The 21,699-nt window shown below is 53.5% G+C and carries 20 protein-coding genes; 18 read left to right on the top strand and 2 right to left on the bottom strand.

The window, feature by feature from the left end; translation table 11 throughout:
- Positions 1–475 precede the first annotated feature (475 nt).
- Positions 476–1,444 carry a LysR substrate-binding domain-containing protein gene (locus ACT3R4_RS02705; protein ID WP_441677570.1) on the bottom strand — a complete coding sequence of 323 codons (969 nt, stop codon included), beginning with the start codon at positions 1,442–1,444 and terminating at the stop codon, positions 476–478.
- Between the two features lie 180 nt (positions 1,445–1,624).
- Here ACT3R4_RS02705 and ACT3R4_RS02700 point away from each other — a divergent pair, with 180 nt between their 5' ends.
- From ACT3R4_RS02700 to ACT3R4_RS02640, 13 genes are all read left to right on the top strand, one after another.
- Complete coding sequence (locus tag ACT3R4_RS02700; RefSeq protein ID WP_441677572.1) at positions 1,625–2,845, top strand: aldose epimerase family protein; 1,221 nt, start codon at positions 1,625–1,627, stop codon at positions 2,843–2,845.
- A 75-nt stretch (positions 2,846–2,920) separates the two neighbouring features.
- Positions 2,921–3,913, top strand: a complete 993-nt coding sequence (locus ACT3R4_RS02695) for an arabinose ABC transporter substrate-binding protein (RefSeq protein ID WP_441677574.1) — start codon at positions 2,921–2,923, stop codon at positions 3,911–3,913.
- 40 nt (positions 3,914–3,953) lie between these two features.
- The gene (gene araG, locus ACT3R4_RS02690) at positions 3,954–5,447 is read left to right on the top strand and encodes an L-arabinose ABC transporter ATP-binding protein AraG (protein ID WP_441677576.1); all 1,494 of its coding nucleotides are present in this window, start codon (positions 3,954–3,956) and stop codon (positions 5,445–5,447) included.
- 37 nt (positions 5,448–5,484) lie between these two features.
- Positions 5,485–6,495, top strand: coding sequence for an L-arabinose ABC transporter permease AraH (araH, locus tag ACT3R4_RS02685; protein WP_172117992.1), 1,011 nt, complete (start codon positions 5,485–5,487; stop codon positions 6,493–6,495).
- 57 nt (positions 6,496–6,552) lie between these two features.
- Positions 6,553–8,298, top strand: a complete 1,746-nt coding sequence (locus ACT3R4_RS02680; protein ID WP_172117993.1) for an IlvD/Edd family dehydratase — start codon at positions 6,553–6,555, stop codon at positions 8,296–8,298.
- 502 nt (positions 8,299–8,800) lie between these two features.
- Positions 8,801–9,088: a hypothetical protein gene (locus ACT3R4_RS02675; protein ID WP_172119065.1), complete on the top strand. Its 288-nt coding sequence runs from the start codon at positions 8,801–8,803 to the stop codon at positions 9,086–9,088.
- A 172-nt stretch (positions 9,089–9,260) separates the two neighbouring features.
- The gene (locus tag ACT3R4_RS02670; RefSeq protein ID WP_441677579.1) at positions 9,261–10,367 is read left to right on the top strand and encodes an acyltransferase family protein; all 1,107 of its coding nucleotides are present in this window, start codon (positions 9,261–9,263) and stop codon (positions 10,365–10,367) included.
- Between the two features lie 11 nt (positions 10,368–10,378).
- Positions 10,379–11,527, top strand: coding sequence for a serine hydrolase (locus ACT3R4_RS02665; RefSeq protein WP_226912082.1), 1,149 nt, complete (start codon positions 10,379–10,381; stop codon positions 11,525–11,527).
- An 86-nt stretch (positions 11,528–11,613) separates the two neighbouring features.
- On the top strand, positions 11,614–11,892 hold the full coding sequence (locus tag ACT3R4_RS02660) for a peptidylprolyl isomerase (RefSeq protein WP_087111190.1): 279 nt from the start codon (positions 11,614–11,616) through the stop codon (positions 11,890–11,892).
- Positions 11,893–12,075: 183 nt separating this feature from the next.
- On the top strand, positions 12,076–13,011 hold the full coding sequence (locus ACT3R4_RS02655) for an ABC transporter ATP-binding protein (protein WP_193056716.1): 936 nt from the start codon (positions 12,076–12,078) through the stop codon (positions 13,009–13,011).
- Positions 13,008–13,769, top strand: a complete 762-nt coding sequence (locus tag ACT3R4_RS02650; RefSeq protein ID WP_172119068.1) for an ABC transporter permease — start codon at positions 13,008–13,010, stop codon at positions 13,767–13,769. Before ACT3R4_RS02655 ends, ACT3R4_RS02650 begins: the two co-directional genes overlap by 4 nt.
- 60 nt (positions 13,770–13,829) lie before the next feature.
- Positions 13,830–14,834, top strand: a complete 1,005-nt coding sequence (yejK, locus tag ACT3R4_RS02645) for a nucleoid-associated protein YejK (protein ID WP_441677581.1) — start codon at positions 13,830–13,832, stop codon at positions 14,832–14,834.
- Between the two features lie 36 nt (positions 14,835–14,870).
- Positions 14,871–15,374 (top strand): tellurite resistance TerB family protein, encoded by a 504-nt coding sequence (locus ACT3R4_RS02640; protein WP_441677583.1) that lies wholly within the window; start codon positions 14,871–14,873, stop codon positions 15,372–15,374.
- A 17-nt stretch (positions 15,375–15,391) separates the two neighbouring features.
- Here ACT3R4_RS02640 and ACT3R4_RS02635 read toward each other — a convergent pair whose 3' ends face one another.
- Positions 15,392–16,402: a serine hydrolase domain-containing protein gene (locus tag ACT3R4_RS02635; RefSeq protein ID WP_441677585.1), complete on the bottom strand. Its 1,011-nt coding sequence runs from the start codon at positions 16,400–16,402 to the stop codon at positions 15,392–15,394.
- A gap of 204 nt (positions 16,403–16,606) precedes the next feature.
- On the opposite strand from ACT3R4_RS02635, the gene ACT3R4_RS02630 reads away from it, so the two are divergent.
- From ACT3R4_RS02630 to ACT3R4_RS02610, 5 genes are all read left to right on the top strand, one after another.
- Positions 16,607–16,903 carry a helix-turn-helix domain-containing protein gene (locus ACT3R4_RS02630; RefSeq protein ID WP_087111202.1) on the top strand — a complete coding sequence of 99 codons (297 nt, stop codon included), beginning with the start codon at positions 16,607–16,609 and terminating at the stop codon, positions 16,901–16,903.
- Positions 16,900–18,138 (top strand): type II toxin-antitoxin system HipA family toxin, encoded by a 1,239-nt coding sequence (locus ACT3R4_RS02625; protein WP_441677587.1) that lies wholly within the window; start codon positions 16,900–16,902, stop codon positions 18,136–18,138. The genes ACT3R4_RS02630 and ACT3R4_RS02625 overlap by 4 nt, the downstream gene beginning before the upstream one ends.
- A 1,126-nt stretch (positions 18,139–19,264) precedes the next feature.
- Positions 19,265–19,567, top strand: coding sequence for a hypothetical protein (locus tag ACT3R4_RS02620; protein WP_193054295.1), 303 nt, complete (start codon positions 19,265–19,267; stop codon positions 19,565–19,567).
- Positions 19,568–19,718: 151 nt separating this feature from the next.
- Positions 19,719–21,122: a flagellar filament capping protein FliD gene (fliD, locus tag ACT3R4_RS02615; protein WP_193054296.1), complete on the top strand. Its 1,404-nt coding sequence runs from the start codon at positions 19,719–19,721 to the stop codon at positions 21,120–21,122.
- Between the two features lie 248 nt (positions 21,123–21,370).
- Positions 21,371–21,676, top strand: coding sequence for a hypothetical protein (locus ACT3R4_RS02610; RefSeq protein ID WP_193054297.1), 306 nt, complete (start codon positions 21,371–21,373; stop codon positions 21,674–21,676).
- Positions 21,677–21,699: the final 23 nt, after the last annotated feature.

Here is a 21,699-nt window from a genome sequence, read left to right as displayed (position 1 = left end):
CGACTAAGAAATTAGTGACCGCCTCTATAGAAACCGAAGGAGCAAATCACCTGACGTCCATGGCAATTCACTTTCGATAGGCCCTGAAACACGGTATGCGATGTAGGGTTAAACGTAGAAATACGGCGATGTGCAGCATAGTGGCTCCAGTCGATTATTCTTTATTAGGATTGCCTATATGTTGAACATATGGAGAAAATGTTCAACATGGACTTTAGTCTGGTAGCTTATTCAGAGGCTTTAGAGGGACGTTTTTCTCAAGCACTGAGCAGGTTAAGCCAAGGCGAGGGGCGATGCCGACCGCTTGGCAATATCTGACCTGCCGGCTGTGTTCATGGGGCAGCCGCTACGCATCTTTCGATAAGGAGCGCAGTATTAATGTTGGTAAGGGTGCTGTGAGGATGTTTCTGTGAGATAGCAGCAGGCCTTTCACTGCTGCTATCGGGCTGGCCATGCTTGTTGTGCGGCTGCCTCGTTACGTTTCACTGCGCCCATCTTCGCGTTGCGCGTTCTGAGCGATAATCTCGCGGAGGGTGCTCATTAATAGCGCAGCCCCCGGTGAAAGTCGTTGGTGGCGTAAGCTGACCAGGCCGTAGGGCTGCACGCTAAGCGCTTCGACGAAGGGCAATTGGTGAAAGCGTTGCGGGGTACAGAGTAGATCGGCCGTTTCGCGCGTGGTCACGGTGATGGTGTCCGACTTATCGACCAGCGCTAGTGACACTAGTAAGTCGGCAGTATCAACGACTTGCCGAGGTGGCGCGACCTGATGATGCAGAAACAGACTGTCAACACGCTGTCGCATGAGTGCGCCGGGTGGCTGCAGTGACCACGGATAGGCGGCCATGTCCGCCAGTTTTAACGACGTTTTGCCTACTAGCGGATGCCCTTCACGACAGACGAAGCACAACTCCTCCTCGCCAATTTCTTCAAAGACAAAGCGCTCAAGATCGCTGCCTGGTGGAAGGCGTGTAATCGCAAAATCCAGCTCACCTTCCAGCAAACGTGGCACCAGCGCTTTGCTGACATCCACATCCACACTGATTTTAAGCTCCGGGCGGTCTCTGTGGACCCGTTCAATAGCGCTGGTTAGAAGCGTAACGGCGGGTGCCATAACGGTGCCGATAGCCACGGTGCCCGTATTGCCGTTGCGCAGCGCGGTCAGCTCTTCAGCGGTGTGGTGTAGTGTCGACAGCACACTATGCGCATGACGAATCATGACCTCCCCATACCAGTTAGGGGTTAGCCCACGCGGCTGACGATCAAACAGACGTATCCCCAGCTTGGCTTCCAGGTCGCTGAGCAGTTTTGAGGCAGCGGGCTGGCTCATGTTGAGTTGGGCAGCGGCACGATGCAGGTTGCGGTGCTCGTCAAGCGCCAAAAATAGCTGAAAATGACGCAACTTTAGTCGAGCGTTGAGAAACCAGTTACTGTCAAGAACGCTCATGGAATAAGCCTTTCAGTGCTTTTGATAGCAATAAGTGTATCGGAATTAACGTGTTCCTATATTGGTTAGTTATGTAAGAGCTGTCTAGTGTAGGGCGTGTAGTAGTGAACCTGGTAGAGAACCTAGTAGTGAACCGCATACCGCACGAATAACAATAACGATGTTAACAGGAGGAACACCATGCCCTCTCATACAGGTAGCGTTGGCTCAAGATTGTTACTAAGCGCAGGCGTCATCGCGCTGATGACAAACGTAGCCCAGGCCCAAAGTGATAAGGAACCCATGGCGAACAGTAAAGCAGAGAACGCCGTCGAACAATCGACGTTCGGCCAGTTGCCGGACGGCCGTGAGGTGCAAAGCTACCGGCTGACGAACGCCAATGGCGTTGAGCTTCAGGTCATTAATTACGGGGGCACAATCGTATCCCTGAAAGTACCTGACGTAGACGGAAACATTGACGATATCGCGCTGGGTTTTGAATCGCTGGATGGTTATCTGTCTGACACTTACCAGCAAGCTAATCCCTACTTTGGTGCACTCATCGGCCGCTACGGCAACCGTATCGCCGAAGGTCAGTTTGCGCTGGAGGGTGAAACCTACTCATTAGCCACCAACGATGGTGATAACCACCTGCACGGCGGCGAGCAAGGGTTTGATCGTGTGCTCTGGCAGGCCGAGCCTTTTGAAAATGATAAAGGGACGGGGCTGGTGCTGAGCTATGTCAGTGAGGATGGCGAAGAGGGCTATCCTGGAGAACTGACGGTTGAAGTGACGTACACCCTTACCGATCAAAATGAACTGATTGTCGATTACCAGGCCGAGACCGACAAGGCAACGCCCGTCAATCTTACCCAGCACAGTTACTTCAACCTTAAGGGTGAGGGGAACGACTCCATCCTTGATCATCAGCTTATACTCAATGCCGATGCTTTTACCCCGGTGAGTGAATCATTGATTCCGACGGGTGAGCTGCAGCCTGTTGAAGGCACGCCGTTCGATTTCACCCAGGCCACGTCGATTGGCGAGCGTATTGAGCAAGACAACGATCAACTGCGCTTTGGGCAGGGCTACGACCATAACTTTGTGCTTAACCGAGATAACGCCGAGCAAGGTGATCTGGTGATGGCCGCCAGGGTGTGGGAGCCACAAAGTGGACGGCTGCTGGAAATTAAAACCACTGAGCCTGGTATTCAATTTTATTCGGGGAATTTTTTGGCCGGTGATTTAACGGGCAAAAGTGGCAATGCCTATCCACAGCGCTCTGGCTTTGCACTGGAAACGCAGCACTTTCCCGATTCGCCTAATCAGGACGCCTTTCCCAGCACGGTGCTACAGCCAGGAGAGACCTACCGTTCACGCACCATCTTCCGCTTCTCTGCCCAGGACGATATGGGCGTCTAGCCATGTGCCTGACGAGCAGCAGACGGTGATTGCAGCAATAACATCAATAATAATTGGAATATCAGGAGCACAACAATGAGCATCGTAACCACGTTTACGCGCCTGGCGCTGGGTAGCGCCGTCATGCTGGCCTCGCTGGGTTCTGTGCAGGCACAGGACGACGTGAAGATGGGCTTTATCGTCAAAAAGCCGGAACAAGCCTGGTTTATTAACGAACAGCGCGCCGCTACAGAGGCGGGCGAGGAACTCGGATTCCAGGTTGTTCGTTTGGGTGGTGAAGATGGTCAAGAGGTGCTTAGCGCGATTGATAACCTTTACTCACAAGGCGCTCAAGGGTTTGTCATTTGCCCGCCAGATGTACGTCTTGGGCCAGCGATCATGAATCGCGCCGAACAGTACGGCATGAAAGTGGTGACCGTCGATGACCAGTTTGTTAACGCCAGTGGTGAGCCTATGGAAGGCGTACCGCACCTGGGTATGTCCGGCACCAAAATTGGCCAGCAGGTTGGTGAGGCAATTGCCGCCGAAATGGAAGCCCGTGGCTGGAATGTTGAGAACGTAGGTGCGTTGCGTATTACCAATAACGAGCTACCGACTGCCGTTGAACGGACGGATGGAGCGACCCAAGCGCTGCTTGCTTCGGGCTTCCCCGAAGAGAACATCTTCGATGCGCCTCAACAAAGTACGGATACGAGTGGTGCATTTTCCGCTGCGTCACCGGTGCTGTCTCAGCGCGGTGATTATGAGCACTGGATAATCTACGCGCTAAATGAAGAGAGTGTGCTGGGGGGCGTTCGGGCGACCGAACAGTACGGCCTGGCCGCTGAGGATGTCATTGGGGTGGGCATCAATGGTTCAGGCGCGGCATTTGCTGAGTTTTCCCGCGACAACCCCACGGGCTTCCACGGCACCGTTGCGGTGAGTTCTACCATGCACGGTCGACAAACGGCTGAAGACCTTTACCGCTGGATCAGCGAAGACCAGGAGCCTCAGGCGATTACAGAAACGTCTGGTACGTTAATGACGCGTGATAACTGGGAAGAAGTGCGCGATGCGCTCGGTCTGTAACTGACTTTTTGTGACGGGCTATTTGGTGGAGTGCTCACGTATGTCTGATCCATATCTTCGCTTTGACAATATCAGTGTTGTATTCCCTGGGGTGCGCGCGCTGGATGGGGTGAGTTTTTCTGCTCATACCGGTCAGGTGCATGCGCTGATGGGCGAAAACGGCGCGGGTAAGTCGACGCTGCTGAAAGTGCTTAGCGGGGTGAACCGCGCTGCAGAGGGGGCTCTCTGGATCGATGGGCAGCGCCACGTGTTCAGCAACGCCCGTGAAGCATTGCGCGAAGGGATCGCCATTATCTACCAGGAGCTAACGCTCTCGCCCAATATGTCGGTCGCTGAAAACCTGCTGCTGGGCCAGCTGCCTACGCGTCAGGGGTTTGTGAACCGGCGAAAGATGCGGGAAAGGGCACTGGCGATTCTGGCTGACCTTGGCGAGGGTGACATTCATCCCTCGACCAAGGTGCGCGAGCTCTCTATCGGCCAGCAGCAGATGATTGAGATTGGCCGTGCATTGCTGCGTGATGCCCGCGTTATCGCTTTCGATGAACCTACCAGTAGCCTTTCCATTCAGGAAATCCGTCAGCTTAAACGCATCGTCAAACGCCTGCGCGACGAGGGGCGGGTGGTGCTCTACGTGACCCATCGCATGGAAGAAGTGTTTGAGATGTGCGATGCGGTCACTATCTTTCGCGACGGCCAGCATATTCGTACCCACGAAGATATGTCGCAGCTGACGCATGATCTATTGGTTAGCGAGATGGTAGGGCGGGACATCGATGACGTATACGGCTATCGCGCCCGCGAGCAGGGCGATGTGGTGCTGTCTGTTGACGAGATTCAAGGGCGCGGCCTGAATGCGCCGGTTAGCTTCTCCGTGAAGCGTGGCGAGGTATTCGGCTTGTTTGGCCTAGTGGGCGCCGGTCGCAGTGAGCTATTGCGGCTGGTATGCGGGGTGGAAGCGCCTAAAGCGGGTAGCGTGACGTTCCAGGGCGAATCGCGACGCTTTAAAAGTCCCGCAGAGGCGATTCGTGCCGGTATCGCCATGTGCCCGGAGGACCGTAAATCTCAAGGGATTTTCCCCGTGGCGAGTGTTGCCGACAACCTCAATATCAGCTGTCGGCGGTTTTTTAAGCGCTGGGGTGTTTTCCGTCACCTTGGCCGCGAACGACGCAATGCTGAATCCTATATTCAGCAGCTTAGCGTTAAAACCCCCAGCTATCGGGCACCGATAGGCAAGCTATCCGGGGGCAATCAGCAAAAGGTAATTTTGGCCCGCTGGCTCGCGGAAGAGATTGACCTTTTCGTAATGGACGAGCCCACGCGCGGGATTGATGTAGGCGCGCGTAGAGACATTTATAGCCTGCTTTACGACTTGGCCGAGCAGGGGAAAAGCATTGTCGTGATTTCCAGCGACCTTGCCGAAGTTAGCTCCATCTGTGACCGCATCGCAGTGATGCGCGACGGTGAGCTGGTCGACGTGGTGCCAAGAGACGCCGCCACGCCCGAACGACTATTAGGCCTGGCACTACCCGCCTAAGCGGTACCCATTATCGAACACGTTCAGGACACCTGTGATGACATCGAACAAATTAACCCAAGAAGGTGTTGAGCCAACGCGCCCTGCGGGGCGCCAAGGGCTCGTTAAACCGCTGCGCACGCTGTTGGACACCTCTGGGCTGATCGCCGTTTTTATGCTGCTCTTTATCGCCTTGGCGGTGTTTATCCCCGACTTTCTTACCGGGCGAAACATGGTGGGGCTGCTGCTTTCGATCACCCTGATAGGCAGCCTGGCGACCACCATGATGCTGGTGTTGGCGCTGGGTGAGGTGGATCTTTCGGTGGCCTCAATCGTAGCGTTTGCGGGGGTAGTGGCGGCTGTTGTGACCTCTAGCACCGGTAGCGTTTTTATCGGCGTTATAGGTGGCGTTGTGGCCGGTGGCGCGGTGGGGGCCTTTAACGGGTTTGTGATTGCCAGGTTTGGTATTAACTCGCTGATTGCCACGTTGGCGGCGATGGAGTTTGTACGCGGGCTGGCCTATATCACCTCGGGCGGCGACGCGGTGATGATTACCGTGCCGGGTTTCTTTGATCTGGGTAGCGCTTCATTTCTAGGCCTGACGCTGCCGGTGTGGACCATGCTGGCCTGCTTTGTCATCTTCGGTGTGGTGCTCAATATGACCGCCTTCGGACGCAATGTGCTGGCCACGGGCGGTAACTCGGAGGCCGCGTCGCTCGCGGGGGTCAATGTCCGCCGCCTCAAGATTATTGTCTTTGGTTTACAAGGCGTTGTTGCGGGCGTAGTGGGCGTGTTACTGGCCTCGCGGATGGGGTTGGGCGATCCCAATACCTCCATGGGGCTAGAGCTTGCGGTGATTTCTGCCTGTGTACTGGGTGGGGTGGCGCTATCGGGCGGCGTTGCCACTATTACCGGCGTAGTCGTCGGCGTGCTGATCATGGGCTGTGTGCAGAACGCCATGGGGCTACTCAACGTACCAACGTTCTACCAGTACCTGGTACGTGGGGCAATTCTGCTGCTGGCGGTAATGTTTGACCGCTGGAAACAGACGCGACGTCAGCGCGCCTAACGACACTTTTTTCCTGTTTTGTTTCTATCTTTTACCGAATTGTACGGAGAGACGTCCATGTCTGAACGAAAGCCGCCCCTACGCTCTGCCCAGTGGTTTGGAACCGCCGATAAAAACGGCTTTATGTACCGCAGCTGGATGAAAAACCAAGGCATTCCCGACCATGAATTCCAAGGCAAGCCGATTATCGGCATCTGTAACACCTGGTCAGAACTAACGCCTTGCAACGCTCACTTTCGCAAGCTAGCGGAGCATGTAAAGCAGGGCATACTGGAAGCGGGTGGCTACCCGGTGGAATTCCCGGTCTTCTCCAGCGGTGAATCCAACCTCCGCCCGACCGCAATGTTTACCCGTAACCTTGCCAGCATGGATGTTGAAGAGGCGATTCGTGGCAACCCGATTGATGCAGTGGTGCTGCTGGTAGGTTGTGATAAAACGACCCCAGCGCTGTTAATGGGCGCGGCGAGCTGTGATATCCCCACCATCGTCGTGACCGGCGGCCCCATGCTTAACGGCAAGCACAAGGGCAAGGACATCGGTTCGGGCACCGTGGTCTGGCAACTTTCTGAGCAGGTCAAAGCGGGCGAGATTTCACTGCACGACTTTATGGCCGCTGAAGCGGGCATGTCGCGCTCGGCGGGCACCTGTAACACCATGGGCACCGCGTCTACCATGGCCTGCATGGCGGAATCCCTGGGCACCTCACTACCTCACAATGCGGCAATTCCTGCGGTGGATTCGCGTCGTTATGTGCTCGCGCACCTTTCCGGTAATCGCATTGTCGAGATGGTTAATGAAGATCTAAAACTCTCCAAAATTCTCACAAAAGAAGCGTTTGAGAATGCCATTCGTACCAACGCAGCGATTGGCGGCTCCACCAACGCGGTGATCCACCTGAAAGCGATTGCCGGGCGGATGGGGGTAGACCTTAAGCTGGACGATTGGAGCCGGGTGGGGCGCGGTACGCCCACAGTGGTAGACTTACAGCCCTCCGGGCGTTATTTGATGGAAGAGTTCTACTACGCTGGAGGCCTGCCCGCCGTACTAAAACGCTTGGGGGACGCTGATCGCCTGCCCTTTAAAGACGCTCTCACCGTTAACGGTAAAACCCTGTGGGAAAACGTCAAGGACGCCCCGCTGTATAACGACGATGTGATTCGTCCACTGGATAACCCGCTGACCGCAGATGGCGGTATCTGCGTGCTGCGCGGCAATCTTGCACCCAATGGCGCGGTGTTAAAGCCTTCGGCAGCGACCGCCGAACTGATGCAACACCGTGGTCGGGCCGTCGTGTTTGAAGACTTCGACGATTACAAAGCGCGCATCAACGACCCGGACCTGGACGTTGAAGCCAACGATATCCTGGTGATGAAACACTGCGGGCCTCGCGGTTATCACGGCATGGCCGAAGTCGGCAATATGGGGCTGCCGCCCAAGATCCTTGCTCAGGGCGTTACCGATATGGTGCGTATTTCTGATGCGCGCATGAGTGGGACCGCTTATGGCACCGTGGTGCTGCACGTGGCACCTGAAGCTGCCGCGGGTGGCCCCTTGGCCGCGGTGCGTAACGGCGACTGGATTGAATTGGACTGCGCCAGCGGCCGGCTGCACCTGGACGTCAGTGAAGAGGAGATTCAGGCACGCCTCGCCGCGTTTGATGCCACGGCGGCCTCGACCCTCATCGCAAGCCAGGGCGGCTATCGCCAGCTCTATATTGAGCGAGTGCTGCAAGCCGATGAAGGCTGTGACTTTGACTTCCTGATCGGCTGTCGAGGCTCTGACGTGCCGCGTCATTCGCACTGATAAGAATTTCCTGATGATTTTTTTAACTATGATCGATGGCGGGAGTGGCCTGGGCAGGGTCTCCTTCCTGAACTTTTTATTGCATTCTGCACATGTTGTCTAAGCACTTTCCTCAGCATCCTGTTGCTCAAGATGGATGTTCTGACGCCAGCTGTTGGGAAGGTCTATTGTGTTTGTGGATCAGTCGCTGCCCGTTTTCATTTAAAACCTAAATGACGAAGCCATTAACCGCACCTGGCATGACCAAAGCGGGCTCATGTGCCACAGTTAAACAGTAAATTATTAAATATATTTCATAAAATCAATAGGTTGGCATGCTCTTGTTGAGTTTAAGTTTTTGACTTTATATATGTTTTTTATTTTTTAGAAAAACCTGGTACGACGCGTGCACTAACCAGGACAAGAACGCAGCATCAGGATGATGGTTGGTTCTTGGCTAGATGTTCCTTGTTTGATTTATTTTTACGAAGCAACAGAAAGCAGATTACTTAGGAGGCACGACATGAAAATGGAAGCTCTGAAAAAACTAGGTATTTTAGGCGTATCGTTTGGTCTGATCGCAAGCCCACTTGCGTTTGCTGAAATGGAAAGTGGCACTGAGCAAGAACCAGTGCCGCAAGAAGAGACGACGCAGGACGAGCAAGGCAGCTTTAATTCGTATGACACTGATCAGCAAGATCAAGATGTAACCACTGAGTATGAAGAGGAAGAGCAAGAATTCACCTATGAAGAAGAGGAAGAGGAGCAGGAGTACGAAACCACGGATGACGATGACGACACCCAGTGGTAATTAACCCGCTAATGGAATAACACTTGCTCTGGCTTACGGATGAGCCACAAAATGCCCCGCCGCCTGCGGGGCATTTTTGCGTTTAAAGCCCAAAGCAAAAGTTGTTGCCTTATCGTCTATTGTTAACATTACGTACCCCTTGGCCCGTTATGACTATAAGGAAGCCTGTATCGTGGTGAACTGGAAAGAGGCGCCGCAGCTTCCTAAAGCGGAAGGGCGAATCGCGGCTATCGATTTGGCGCGAGGCATTGCGATTGGCTTAATGATTGTCAGCCACACGGTTAGCGGGCTGATAGGCATACGTAATGTGCCTGACTGGGGCATGGTGCCTATTCATCTATTAACCAAATTCTCCTCATCACTGTTTATTTTGGTATTCGGCATTGCCCTGGCAGTGGCCTTTCTTTCTCACACCCAAAGCGATGATTGGCCTAAACGACGCCTTAAGCTATGGCTACGCGCGATTGAAGTGTGGTTCTGGTACAAGGCGCTCATTATTATCGAGATGCTGCCGTTTAGTAGCCCTGCCGATATTGTCGATACGTTGCTTTATGGGCGCTTTGGAATCTGGGTCGAGATTTTAGGCTTTTATGCCATTGCCCTGCTTTGGGTGCCGCTTATTCTACCGCTATGGGCACGGGCGCCTCTTTGGAGCCGGATTGCCACACTGGTTGGCTTAACCGCACTTTCTGCCTGGTTACAAGGGCTGAGCTTTGGCGGTAACGATATCCTGAAAGCCTTACTGGTCGACCACCCCGACCACTATGCCTGGGGGCAGATTAGCCGGGCACCCCTTATCCTTGTGGGATTATTGGTAGGTGAAGCGCTATTGCGCTATTACTTTACGGCTCACTTGCGCCGCCGCTTGGTGTTAATACTGCTGGCGGCAGGCGCGTTAATGGTAATGGCGTTTTATGGTCTCGCGTTGGCGGATGGCCGTGTTTATGCCGCCATGATGGCCGTTGCCAATAACGCAGGCAAACATCCGCCTGGCCTGGAATTTATGCTGTTTAGTGTAGGTGGCGCGCTTATTTTGCTCGCATTGGCACTGGCCGGTGGAGCGGCTGCCGCCAAGGCACTTTTGCCGCTCACCGTGGTCGGCAGCGATGCGCTAAAAGCGTTTATTTTTCATATTGTGATGATCTTTCTCGTGCTGCGCTTTTTGCTACAAGGCGAGGGCATGTATACCTATCCACAGGCGCTGGCGATTAGCGGCGTGTTGATACTGGGCGCCGCCGTGTGGATTTGGGTGACACGCTGGATCGCAGCTCACCGCTAAGAGGACATGGTTTGCAACGACAGCAACGATGGCTGCTGGCCATAGTGTGTTTAATGGCACTGCCAGCCTATGCCGACGGTACTCAAGCACAGGAATTTGAGGCACAGGAGCTTGAAGTACAGGCTTTTGAGACGAACTGGTACTACGAAGTCGATAAACAGAGCACATGGCAGGCTGACTTGAATGCCCGAGTCGCCGCTATTGAGGGCATCTTTGAAGGTACGTTAGGGGTATATGTACAAAACCTGGCCACCGGAGAAGCCTACTCGTGGCACGCGGACAGGCCCTGGTATTTGGCCTCGTTAGTAAAAGTACCTATTGCCGCCCAAGTGCTTGCCGAACGTCAATCAGGCACGCTGTCACTGGATGAGCGCTTAACGCTTTCGCGCGGTGACTTTGTGGATGGCGCGGGGCCGGTGATCTGGCACGACCCGGGGACGCCGATCTCGATTCGCTACCTGCTTGAACAGATGATTACCGTCAGTGATAACACGGCATCCGATATGTTGATTGACCGCGTGGGGCTTGCCGATGTCAATATTCGGGCGAGAGCAATGATTGCGGATAGTGGAGGCAATCCTGATGATATCGGCCCGATTAGCAAGCTGGTTGGCGTTCGTCAGGGCGTTTATGGGCAGCTACACCCTGACGCACGAACGCTGGACGGCATGGATTTTATCGCCTTGCGCCAGCACCGGTTAAGCCAGCGTGCGGCGGCGCTGGCTCAGCGGCTGGATGTTGATCCCTCCACGCTCAAGCAACCTGACTATGACCACGCGTTCGATGCCTATGAGGCGACCGGTGAAAACGTAGGCACGCTGCGTGCCTACGGCGACCTGTTAGCAAGTGTGTATAAAGAGGCAGCGAGTGGTGGCTTAGGTGCCCAGCCGAGCCAGGCACTGCTGGAGATAATGCAGCGAACAACATCGGGCAGTAATCGACTAACGGCCGGGTTGGGCGACACCATCCGTTTTGCACATAAAACCGGTACCCAGCATCGGCGCAGTTGCGATGCGGGCATTGCTTCGCACGAGGAGGCTAATGGCCCCTGGGTGATCGTTGCTTGCAGCCGGGGACCGGTAGCGGTGAATGACCATGAACGTGCGCTGGCGCGAGTAGGCGATGCGTTACGCTATAGCGGTGCGCTTGGGAAGCCTTGAACATGCTGTGTCGCAGGTACACCCGCCGCCAAGGCGAGCGTGATAAACTAGCGGCTTCATTTCATTGATACAGGCAGGAGGTTGTTATGGCAAACGCCAGCGCCCGTCATATTTTGGTTAGCAGCGAAGAGCAGTGTTTAGCGCTTAAACAGGAAATCGAAAACGGCCGTGATTTTGCCGATGTCGCCAAGCAGCACTCTAGCTGCCCTTCTGGCCGCCAGGGCGGCGACTTGGGTAGCTTCGGCCCCGGCCAAATGGTGCCTGAGTTCGACAAGGTGGTGTTCAGCGGTGAGTTGGGTCAGGTACACGGCCCGGTGAAAACGCAGTTTGGTTATCACCTGCTCGAAATCACTGACCGCACCTAAACGTTGCGTCTCTATAGCCGTGCAATACGATAAGACGTCTGCACGGCTATTGTCGCTTTGGCATTCGGTCCTGCCTGAAAAGCGCTTATGCTCGGTCACTTTTCAGACAGAATCGCATGTTTAACCTCGCGTTAAATCGCCTCCAGCGTCGTGGCGTTTACGTTGCGGTGTGAGGAGAAAGCCATGAACGACCCCATTATTTCGATTAACGGCCTGAATAAAACCTACGAAGGCGGCTTTCAAGCGCTCTCGCGGGTGGACCTCACCATTCAGCGTGGTGAGATTTTTGCGCTGCTTGGCCCCAACGGGGCAGGCAAAACCACGCTGATCAGCGTGGTGTGTGGGCTGGTAAACCCGACCCAGGGCGAGGTGGTGATTGACGGCTTTAATAGCGTTAGCCAGTACCGCCAGGCGCGTGAGCGTATCGGTCTGGTGCCTCAGGAGTTGACCAACGAAGCCTTTGAAACGGTGTGGAATACGGTCAGTTTTAGCCGTGGCCTGTTCGGTAAAGCGCCTGCCCCTGCGCATATTGAAAAAGTGCTTAAGTCATTGGCGTTATGGGATAAACGTCATAACCGCTTAATGACCCTTTCCGGCGGAATGAAGCGCCGCGTGCTGATTGCCAAGGCGCTTTCTCACGAGCCGCGCATTCTGTTTTTGGATGAGCCAACGGCGGGGGTCGATGTTGAGCTGCGCCGGGATATGTGGGAAGTGGTTCGCGGGCTGCGCGAAAGTGGCGTCACGATTATTCTCACCACCCACTATATTGAAGAAGCCGAAGAGATGGCCGACCGCATCGGGGTGATTAATCGAGGTGAAATCGTGCTGGTGGAAGAGAAAGCGGCCTTGATGCAAAAGCTGGGCAGCAAGCAGTTAATTCTTCAACTGCAAACGCCGTTAAAGGCGCTACCTGCCGCTTTTCAGCAAACGGGGTTAAGCCTGGCCGCCGATGGGCATGAGTTGGTGTACAGCTATGATGGCCGTCAGGATGAAGAGGGCCACAAAATATCAGCGCTGTTAGCGAACCTTGAGCGCGAAGGCATCGCCTTTAGAGACCTGCACACACGGCAGAGTTCGCTTGAGGATATTTTCGTCGACCTGGTTAAGGAGCGTGCATGAATCTGTATCCTGTTCGCGCCATTTATATGGCAGAAATGGCGCGTACGCGGCGCACATTATTGCAAAGCATTGTGTCGCCGGTTATTTCAACCTCGCTCTACTTTGTGGTATTCGGCGCGGCCATCGGCTCGCGTATCAGTGAGATTGGAGGGGTCAGCTACGGCGCCTTTATCGTGCCTGGGTTGATTATGCTCATGCTACTGACCCAAAGCGTGTCCAATGCCTCTTTCGGGATTTTCTTTCCCAAGTTTTCGGGCAGTATCTATGAAATTTTATCGGCGCCCATCTCCTATCTTGAAATAGTGATTGGCTATGTAGGAGCGGCCGCCTCGAAGTCGATTCTATTGGGGCTGATCATTCTTGGGACATCGAGTTTTTTTGTGCCGCTGGAAATTGCGCACCCCTTCTGGATGCTGACGTTTCTAGTGCTCACCGCCGTCACGTTTAGTTTGCTGGGGTTCATTATCGGCATTTGGGCGGATGGCTTCGACAAGCTGCAGCTTGTGCCCTTGCTGATCATTACGCCGCTGACCTTTCTGGGCGGCAGTTTCTACTCGATAGATATGCTGCCCCCTTTCTGGCAGACCGTCACGCTCGCCAACCCCGTGGTGTATCTGGTCAGCGGCTTTCGGTGGAGCTTCTACGGGATTAGCGATGTCAGTGTGGTGGCCAGTGTGGCCATGATCAGCCTGTTTTTACTGGCGAGCCTGGCCACTATCGCGTGGATATTTCGTACCGGCTATCGCCTGAAACCCTAACGCGCACTATGTCTTTGGTACAGCGCCTCTTTTTATCTACGCCAGGAGCCAAGGCCCCTTATGCCACTACTGCAAAGCATTGTTCACCGCCTGGACCCTTCGCTTGACGGTGAACGCTTAACGCTTACCGCCGCGCCATCGCTTGCCCAAAGTGATGACCCGGCCATGACAAGCCTGGTGAATACGCTTAACGACACGTATAACACCAAGGCTAAAGGTTGGGGGCGCTTTGCTGAAGAGGGCGAGCAGGCTGGCCCACTACTTGCCTGGCTGCGCGATTATATGGCGGGTGCCCAGGACTTTACCCAGCTTTCGACCGCAATTGCTGAGCGCCTGGCGCGTGAGCTACAAGAGCAGCTATCCGTCAGCGGCTATTTACTGCTTGCGCACATACGCCAAGGGGACACCGAAACGCTATTTATCGCGTTGGTACATCAGCGTGAAGGTATTGGCATTAACCAGGCTCACCAGGCCGTGCCTGCCGCGCAGCTTAATACCAGCCAGCTTACCTTGGCGGCACGGGTCAATTTAACCCAGTGGCAGAGCGAGTCACCTGGTGCGCAGTACGTCTCTTTCTTGAAAGATCGTGGTGGTAAAAAGCTTGCCGAAGGCATGGTAGCCCTGTTGGGCATGGAAGAAGGAATTGATGCGCCCGCTGAAACCCGCACGCTGCTCAAGGCCTTCAGCGACTATGTGGAAAAAGAGGATTTCGACGACGAGGCGAGTCGAGAAAAAACCGACACGCTGGTGGACTACGCCAATGAACAGCTTCGCCGTGGCGAGCCAATGACCTTGGAAGAGCTTTCTGGGCTGGTGGACGAACAGCAGCCGAAAGCCTTTTACGACCATATTCGCAACGCCGATTACGGGCTTTCGCCGGAGATTCCCCCCGACAAGCGCACCTTAAGCCAGTTCCGCCGCTTTACCGGCCGAGCGGGCGGTGTCTCGATTAGTTTTGACTCCCACCTGCTGGGCTCAAGCATCGAGTACGACGCCACTCAAGATCGCCTGATTATCAAGCAAGTGCCCAAGCAGTTAAGAGAGCAGCTTACCAAGAAAGATTGAGGTAAGGACGATGCTGTAGCAACCCAGGAGCCCCTTATGCTGAACGCTATTAGTGATTTCTTCCAGCGCACGCTTGCGCAACCCGAGCAGCGCGAAAATCAAACGCTCACCCTGGAATTGGCCACCGCAGCCCTGCTGTGTGAAATCGTCCGCGCCGATTATGACACCACCGATGAAGAGCTTGCCGCGCTGCGCCTTATGCTTACCGAGCGCTACCAGCTCAGCACAAGCGATGTGGAAGAGCTGATGACGTTGGCACAAGCAGAAGTGGATGAGGCCGTCGATCATTACCAGTTTGTGAGCCTAATCAAAGAGCACTATAACGACGACCAGCGCTGTGAGCTGGTGGCGCTGATGTGGCAGCTGGCGTGGGCCGACGGCAGCGTTGACCCACTTGAAGAGCACCGTATTCGGAGGCTGGCCGATTTACTGCATATTAGCCACAGTGATTTTATTCGCACCAAACTACAGGTTGAAGGACAGGTTGAAGAGCGCCGAACAGCGCAAGACGAGCCTGAGCGAGGTGGCGTATCTCACTAACATATTAGTTCCCTGCGTTACTGTTCTTCAGGTGCGCTGAGCAGGCCCTCGACCAGGCGATGCAGCTGTTGCTGAAACTGGCCGCCTGGGGAGGGTGGCGTGGGGTCGGCGGTGATCACGATGGTTATATCGCGCTCAGGGACCACGTACAGCGCTTGCCCGCCATAGCCACGCCCGTAGTACACCGCTTCCCCCGCGAGTTCGGTAATAAACCAGCCATACCCATAGCCATCACCCGTCCAGGCAGAGATACCACGGGGTGTCCATGAAGCCTCCACCCACCCCTCTGGCAATAGCCGCACGCCCTCCATCGCGCCGTCGTTACGATAAAGCTCACCCACCTCAATCAACGCGCGTGGCGAAAGTTGCATATTGTTGCCGCCAAAATAAATGCCTTGCGGGTCACGCGGCCATGCGGGAATCGAAATAGTAAGCGGCTCCCCCAGCAGGCGTTGCGCGAGCACATGCGTGGTTTCACCGCTTGCCTGGGTAAGTGCTGCGGAAAGCAGGTGGCTAGTGCCGGTGGAGTACAGCATCCGCCCGCCGGGCTCATCGACAAACGGGCGAGTAAGGACATCGTTAACCCAGTTTGAGCTTGCCACCCAAGCGCTGTAGTTACCGCCGGATGTACGCTCAAGCCCCGCCTGCTGAGCCAACAAATGCCCTACGGTAATGTCTTCCACGCGCGGGTCCAGCCCGGCGGGCAATGGCTCATCCAACAGCGCCACTAATCGCTGCTCGGTGGATTCAATAATGCCCTCTTCAATAGCTGCGCCTGTTATCGCCGCCAGCACCGTTTTGGAAAGTGATTTGATATTGGCAGGCTGCGCAACGCCGGGGCCACCCTGGTGAAGCTCGTGGATAATCTCGCCGTCGTAAGCGACCACAACGCTGTGAAGGCGGTTTAATTGGCGGGTTTGCTGATCCAGCGCCTGGAGTGCATGCGCAGAAGGTTCATTAGCGGCTGCATAGGCGGTGGGTAACAATGAAGTAACAGCTAATGAAACAAGCAAAGCAGTGGCGCGCATCACAACACCTTCGGTATAAGTGGCAAAGGTTCGAGGTTTAGAAGTGAGAGAGGTTCCACCATACACAGACGCTAAAATTAAAGTGCGATAGCACTCTCTAGATATAAAGCTAATCGAATAGCTATTAAGGGTTATATTTGATCTTTTAAAGTCATTTTTAGTCTATAATGGGTTATAAATAACCCATTATATAGAGGTTTTTTTATGGCCCTTACTCACTCCTTGCTTGCTCCTGGCGAACTGTCTCAGCAGGTCGGTGCCAATGCACGAGAAGCACGATTGGCGAAGAACCTTTCCCGTAAAACCTTGGCGCAGATGACGGGTGTTTCCGAGTCCACCATTAAACGGTTCGAATCCAGTGGGCAAATAACCCTCGATATCTTGGTGCTCATTGCCACGGCGCTGGGCGCCACACGCCAAATTGCCGAGCTATTCACATATGAGCATCCCATATCACTTGAAGAGATCAAGCAGGCAGGGCGTGTTCGGGGGCGAAAATGAAGCGCATCAACACCGTAGAGGTGCTGTTAGCAGATAACCGTGTGGGTGAGCTGGTCGCTAGCCGACAGGGCACCTACTTTGCTTATGACCCTCAGTGGGTGGCGGAGGGCTTTAATTTATCGCCTCTGAACATGGATTTTACTACCCAGCCACAGAAGGCGCCCGATTCCCTCCTTTTTGCTGGTCTACCAGGCGCATTTGCTGACTCACTGCCAGATGGTTGGGGAATGCTGCTCATGGATCGCTATTTCCTCGCCGAACATGGAAAAGACCGGAGAGATATTTCCCCGCTTGATCGGCTGGCTTATATGGCCGACAAGGGAATGGGGGCGTTGGAGTACCGTCCCGTTATTGAGCATACCGCGGATGAAAATGATATTGACCTGGCCCAGCTCTATCAGGCAGCTAATGCTGTCTACGAAGGTGAAACCACGACTACTCTGGATGCCTTGCGACTAGCCGGTGGTTCCCCGGCAGGTGCCCGGCCCAAGGTGGTCGTTGCGTTATCTTCTGATGGTAAGCAGTGCAGTACGTCTTTCCAAGAGCTTCCTGTGGGCTATCAGCATTGGCTAGTGAAGTTCCGTGCCCCTGCCGAGCATAGGGATACGGGCGCCATTGAGTACGCCTATTCGGTGTTGGCAGAACATGCGGGTGTGAAAATGGCTGCGAGCAAGCTGATTGAGGTCACTTCCTCAATGGGAACGGAGCGTTTCTTTTCTACTCAGCGTTTTGATCGCAATGGTAATCGTAAAATTCACATGATGACCGCTAGCGGCATTCTTTATGCTGATTACAGCGCTCCATCGCTGGACTATTTAGATCTGCTCAAAGCAACCAGCGCGTTCACCCGCCACGCAGAAGACGTTGAGCGCATGGCAAGGTTGATGGTGTTCAACGCCCTGACCCACAATCACGATGACCATGCCAAGAACTTCGCTTTTTTGCATGATCAAGGGCGATGGACACTGGCCCCTGCATACGACCTGACTTACGCCCCTGTTCGGGGCTATGCAGATGAGCATACAACATCTTTCAGTGGGGCAGGTTTGGCTACGCGTAAAAAGCTCAAACAGGTGTGTGCTCCCTTCAGGTACTTAAACCCGGATCTCTATATTGAGCAAGCCCTTGATGCTCTATCCGAATGGTCGTCCCTTTGCTGTGAATTAGAAATCGATACCCAGCAGCAGAAAGTGATTCAGCGAGCATTCGACGAGAACCGACAGCGTCTCGGATAACGTTAGCCATGCGGCCACGTAACCCCAGCCACCTTCTGCCTTCTGGTAGGGAAATGCAGAGCATTACGCAAAAAGTTGAAAAGCCTGCTAGGCTTTAATCGTTACTGGGCGTAAGCAACCCTTTGATTTCAACCAAAACGCAAACCAGCAAGGAGTGCCAACATGCGTAATATTATCTATATCGTAGGCCTAATCGTCGTTGTACTGTTTATCCTTTCTCTGCTCGGCCTGCGCTAGCATAAGCGACCGCCAGCACGCCCGCAGATTCCCCCTGCGGGCTTTTTACGCACCCGCCTAAGCAATCTAGTGACAAAAGTGACGCGGTAGGCACGACATAAGCGTTATTAGCCTCACTCTTCAAACAAACGTTTCATATATTTACTCTCGCCGCATCACTGCCATAACCCAGCGGCTATAGGCATTAAACGTAGCCGCGTGCCTGCCTCGAATAGCTGTTATCGCTCAGTAAAAAAGTGCTGGGCCACCGGAATGTGCGCAAAGCCGTCACCGGTATCGCAAGGCGAGTTCTATTACTTAGAGCAGCAGTAGCAAAGGCCAAGTTGAGTGCTGAAGATACCCATTTTGGAGCATTGTAAATACCGATAGCCCAAGGCTGAGGCCGAAGAGGCCGATTAATAATGTTGCAGAAAAAAAACAAAACTTCACAAACGCGGCGGATTAAGCAGGCATACTAAAAGCCAAAGTATGGTGTAGACATGTTTTTTTGCTGACGGTAAGCCGTTGTATAATTATCCAGTATTATTTTTTCTATTAAAAATCAAATGGATAGTATTTTTTATAACGCGCCAGGGCGATAATTAAGCGATGCAGTATATCGTTGCTATATAAGATATTTTGTCGTACATAGGTATGTCGTTAATTTTTATTAAATTAAAATTTAACGCGGGAAATGTCTGATATTAATCGGTTAAGCTCATGTTTTTTATCGAGGATCGTTTTAAGTGGCAGCGTTTTAATGGTTCAAACGTTTGCTTTAAAGGTGGTTAGTGGCAGGCTGCCGCCACAGGGGGATGATTGATTTTAACCGATAAAAAAGCAGTAATAGCTGTGCGGTACCGTTGATAGCCGCAAAAGAGTGAATGATGTAGCGATAAAGAGGGGTGGCGTGCTGGATATGAATAAAATGTCTTTAAACGTTACAAACGAACCTGAAGCATCTAAAAAAACGCTAACGAGTACAAAAAGTGAAACAAACAAGAGGAATACTCTTTTCCGCATACGTAAAGAGGATGAAAGAATGATTTTTTCCAGTAAAGCCTTTTCAGAAGAGGTAAAGGACGTATCAGAAGGGCAGTGTCATCAAGCGCTCTCGAGTTCCCAGTTATTGCAACTAGAAAGGCTAGAAATACAAATGATGGCAGCCAGCCAATACTTGTATAAGCAATACATAATGTGCCGTGAGGTTTGAAAGCACAAGCGTGTGGTTTGGGAGGTGGGTAGGCGCTACTCAGTAATTCGGCTAGGATTATCAAATACGAGCGCATAGGGGCTAAAGTTAATTCCTTTTCGGCCGATAGAGTTTATAGAATTCATGTTTTTTGTCTGCGAGGACTGTACTGATGGCAACAATTACCTCCCTTGGTGTTGGTTCAGGGTTAGATCTCACCGGTTTGCTGGATCAGCTTCAAGATGCCGAGCGCGGTAAGCTTGAGCCGATTACGCAGCAAAAAGCCGATCAAGAAGCCAAAATTTCCGCTTACGGGCAGTTGCAAACGTCGCTCAACGCATTTAACGATGCGGTGGCCAAGATTAACGACCCAAAGCTTTATCAAAGCCTTTCCGCCAATGTGCGTGGCGATGATATAAAAGCCACTACCTCGGCGAACGCGCTGCCGGGCAGCTACCAGGTAGAAGTTAGCCAGGTCGCGACATACGGCTCGCTTGCCTCTGAGAGTATTACTGAGATAGATAAACCCTCAGATCCATTGGAGCTAAACGGTGCGACCGCTATCAGGCTAAATTTTGTAGGTAGTGAGAGCAAGCCGGTCAATATCGAGCTTGATGCCAACAGCTCGCTAAACGATATTCGTGATGCAATTAATGCCAATAAAGACGCCGGTGTTAACGCCACGATTATTAATGACGGCGATGGCTACCGCTTGGCACTCAGTTCCAAAGTCACGGGGGCAGACGCATCCATTGATAGCTTTGAATTTGTAGGTGGAGCAGGCCCATTCGGCAAAGCGGAAGAAGCTGGCGCCAAGCAGCAGGGGCAAAATGCTTCTTTAACGGTGAACGGCATCACGATTACCAGTGCCAGTAACCAGGTGGAGGATGCTATTCAAGGGGTAACGCTTAACCTGGGTGAGCTAAGCATTGCCGAAGGCGAAAAAGCGACCAGCACGGTCAACATTGAGCGCGATACCCTAAAGCAGCGCGAAGCGATCAACGATTTTGTCGACGCGTATAACGATTTAAAAGATACAACTAACGAGCTTACTAGCTTCAACGCTGAAAGTGGAGCAGCAGGAGAGCTACTGGGTGACCGTGCCGTTCGTACAATTGAGTCCCGCCTGCGTAGCGTGCTTACCGGGGGGGTTGAGGGCGGCGAGTTTTCTACGCTGAGCCAACTGGGCATTACCTTAGAGGCTGGCACTACTCTTAGCGGTAAGCTGGAAGTTGATGATGAAAAGCTCGATAACTTAATCGCCAATGACCCGCAGGCGCTAAGCGCGTTTTTTGCGGGCGATAATAAAGACGGTGGTTTAGCCGGCAAGTTAAACAGCTCCATTGAGCAAATGACCAGCAGTAACGGCGTACTCACAGGTGCCGTTACAGGTGCTGAGAGCAACGTAAAAAGCCTGGACGAACGCTATGCGCGCATGGAAAAAAGCATCGATGCAACGATTGCCCGCTATCGCGCCCAGTTCAGCCAGCTGGACGTTATGGTGGCAGAGATGAACAGCATGAGTTCGTACCTGACCCAGCAGTTTGATGCGCTGGATGCCCAGCTAGGCCGCTAGTAGTAACCCCATCCAGGCCCTTGTAGGAGCGAATGAAGCAGCCCATAGCGCTGCTGGAGCAAGGGCGGCTAGCTGCACAAATGTAGTGCGCGGTAAGCGAAGCGCACCCGCAAAGCAGCGCCCCGCGCTGCCGGGGTAAGGGCGACTAACGCCGCCATCGCCGAGTAAACTCAGCTCCCACAAAACCACTGGCTCCGCTTCGAAAACCGCGCATTGCCCCAATCATTACCCGCTGGGTGAAGCGCCACATGCAGCGGCTTGGCGCAGGCGTTAATCTTGAAACGCTCACCAGTCTGGTGGAGGACAAAGACATGCTGGCAGAAAACCTGGAAAATCTCTTGAGAAAAGAGCGCCTGAAAGCGTATCAAGAGGGCTATGAGGAAGGTTATCAAGAGACAAAGCGAAAAATTTTTAGGAATCTGCTTGTCTTTAGATTTGGCCAATTACCCAATTGGGTGGATGAACAGCTGCAAAAAGCAACGCCTGAGCAGCTAGCCGTTTGGTCGGAGCAAGTGCTTGTCGCTGATAGCCTGGAAGCGCTATTTACTCAGTAAGGCGCGTTTGTTATGAGCGTGGT

Source organism: Halomonas sp. AOP7-E1-9 (genome assembly GCF_052376035.1).
Lineage (GTDB): Bacteria > Pseudomonadota > Gammaproteobacteria > Pseudomonadales > Halomonadaceae > Vreelandella > Vreelandella citrativorans.
This window is presented reverse-complemented; position numbering and strand designations above follow the sequence as displayed.

Coding starts and splice junctions, on each gene's coding strand:
- ACT3R4_RS02640 (WP_441677583.1), top strand. CDS start 14,871: ATGCTGAACGCTATTAGTGATTTCTTCCAGCGCACGCTTGCGCAACCC.
- ACT3R4_RS02610 (WP_193054297.1), top strand. CDS start 21,371: ATGCAGCGGCTTGGCGCAGGCGTTAATCTTGAAACGCTCACCAGTCTG.
- yejK (WP_441677581.1), top strand. CDS start 13,830: ATGCCACTACTGCAAAGCATTGTTCACCGCCTGGACCCTTCGCTTGAC.
- araH (WP_172117992.1), top strand. CDS start 5,485: ATGACATCGAACAAATTAACCCAAGAAGGTGTTGAGCCAACGCGCCCT.
- ACT3R4_RS02695 (WP_441677574.1), top strand. CDS start 2,921: ATGAGCATCGTAACCACGTTTACGCGCCTGGCGCTGGGTAGCGCCGTC.
- ACT3R4_RS02635 (WP_441677585.1), bottom strand. CDS start 16,402: ATGCGCGCCACTGCTTTGCTTGTTTCATTAGCTGTTACTTCATTGTTA.
- ACT3R4_RS02705 (WP_441677570.1), bottom strand. CDS start 1,444: ATGAGCGTTCTTGACAGTAACTGGTTTCTCAACGCTCGACTAAAGTTG.
- ACT3R4_RS02630 (WP_087111202.1), top strand. CDS start 16,607: ATGGCCCTTACTCACTCCTTGCTTGCTCCTGGCGAACTGTCTCAGCAG.
- ACT3R4_RS02680 (WP_172117993.1), top strand. CDS start 6,553: ATGTCTGAACGAAAGCCGCCCCTACGCTCTGCCCAGTGGTTTGGAACC.
- ACT3R4_RS02660 (WP_087111190.1), top strand. CDS start 11,614: ATGGCAAACGCCAGCGCCCGTCATATTTTGGTTAGCAGCGAAGAGCAG.
- ACT3R4_RS02625 (WP_441677587.1), top strand. CDS start 16,900: ATGAAGCGCATCAACACCGTAGAGGTGCTGTTAGCAGATAACCGTGTG.
- ACT3R4_RS02700 (WP_441677572.1), top strand. CDS start 1,625: ATGCCCTCTCATACAGGTAGCGTTGGCTCAAGATTGTTACTAAGCGCA.
- ACT3R4_RS02655 (WP_193056716.1), top strand. CDS start 12,076: ATGAACGACCCCATTATTTCGATTAACGGCCTGAATAAAACCTACGAA.
- ACT3R4_RS02675 (WP_172119065.1), top strand. CDS start 8,801: ATGAAAATGGAAGCTCTGAAAAAACTAGGTATTTTAGGCGTATCGTTT.
- araG (WP_441677576.1), top strand. CDS start 3,954: ATGTCTGATCCATATCTTCGCTTTGACAATATCAGTGTTGTATTCCCT.
- ACT3R4_RS02650 (WP_172119068.1), top strand. CDS start 13,008: ATGAATCTGTATCCTGTTCGCGCCATTTATATGGCAGAAATGGCGCGT.
- fliD (WP_193054296.1), top strand. CDS start 19,719: ATGGCAACAATTACCTCCCTTGGTGTTGGTTCAGGGTTAGATCTCACC.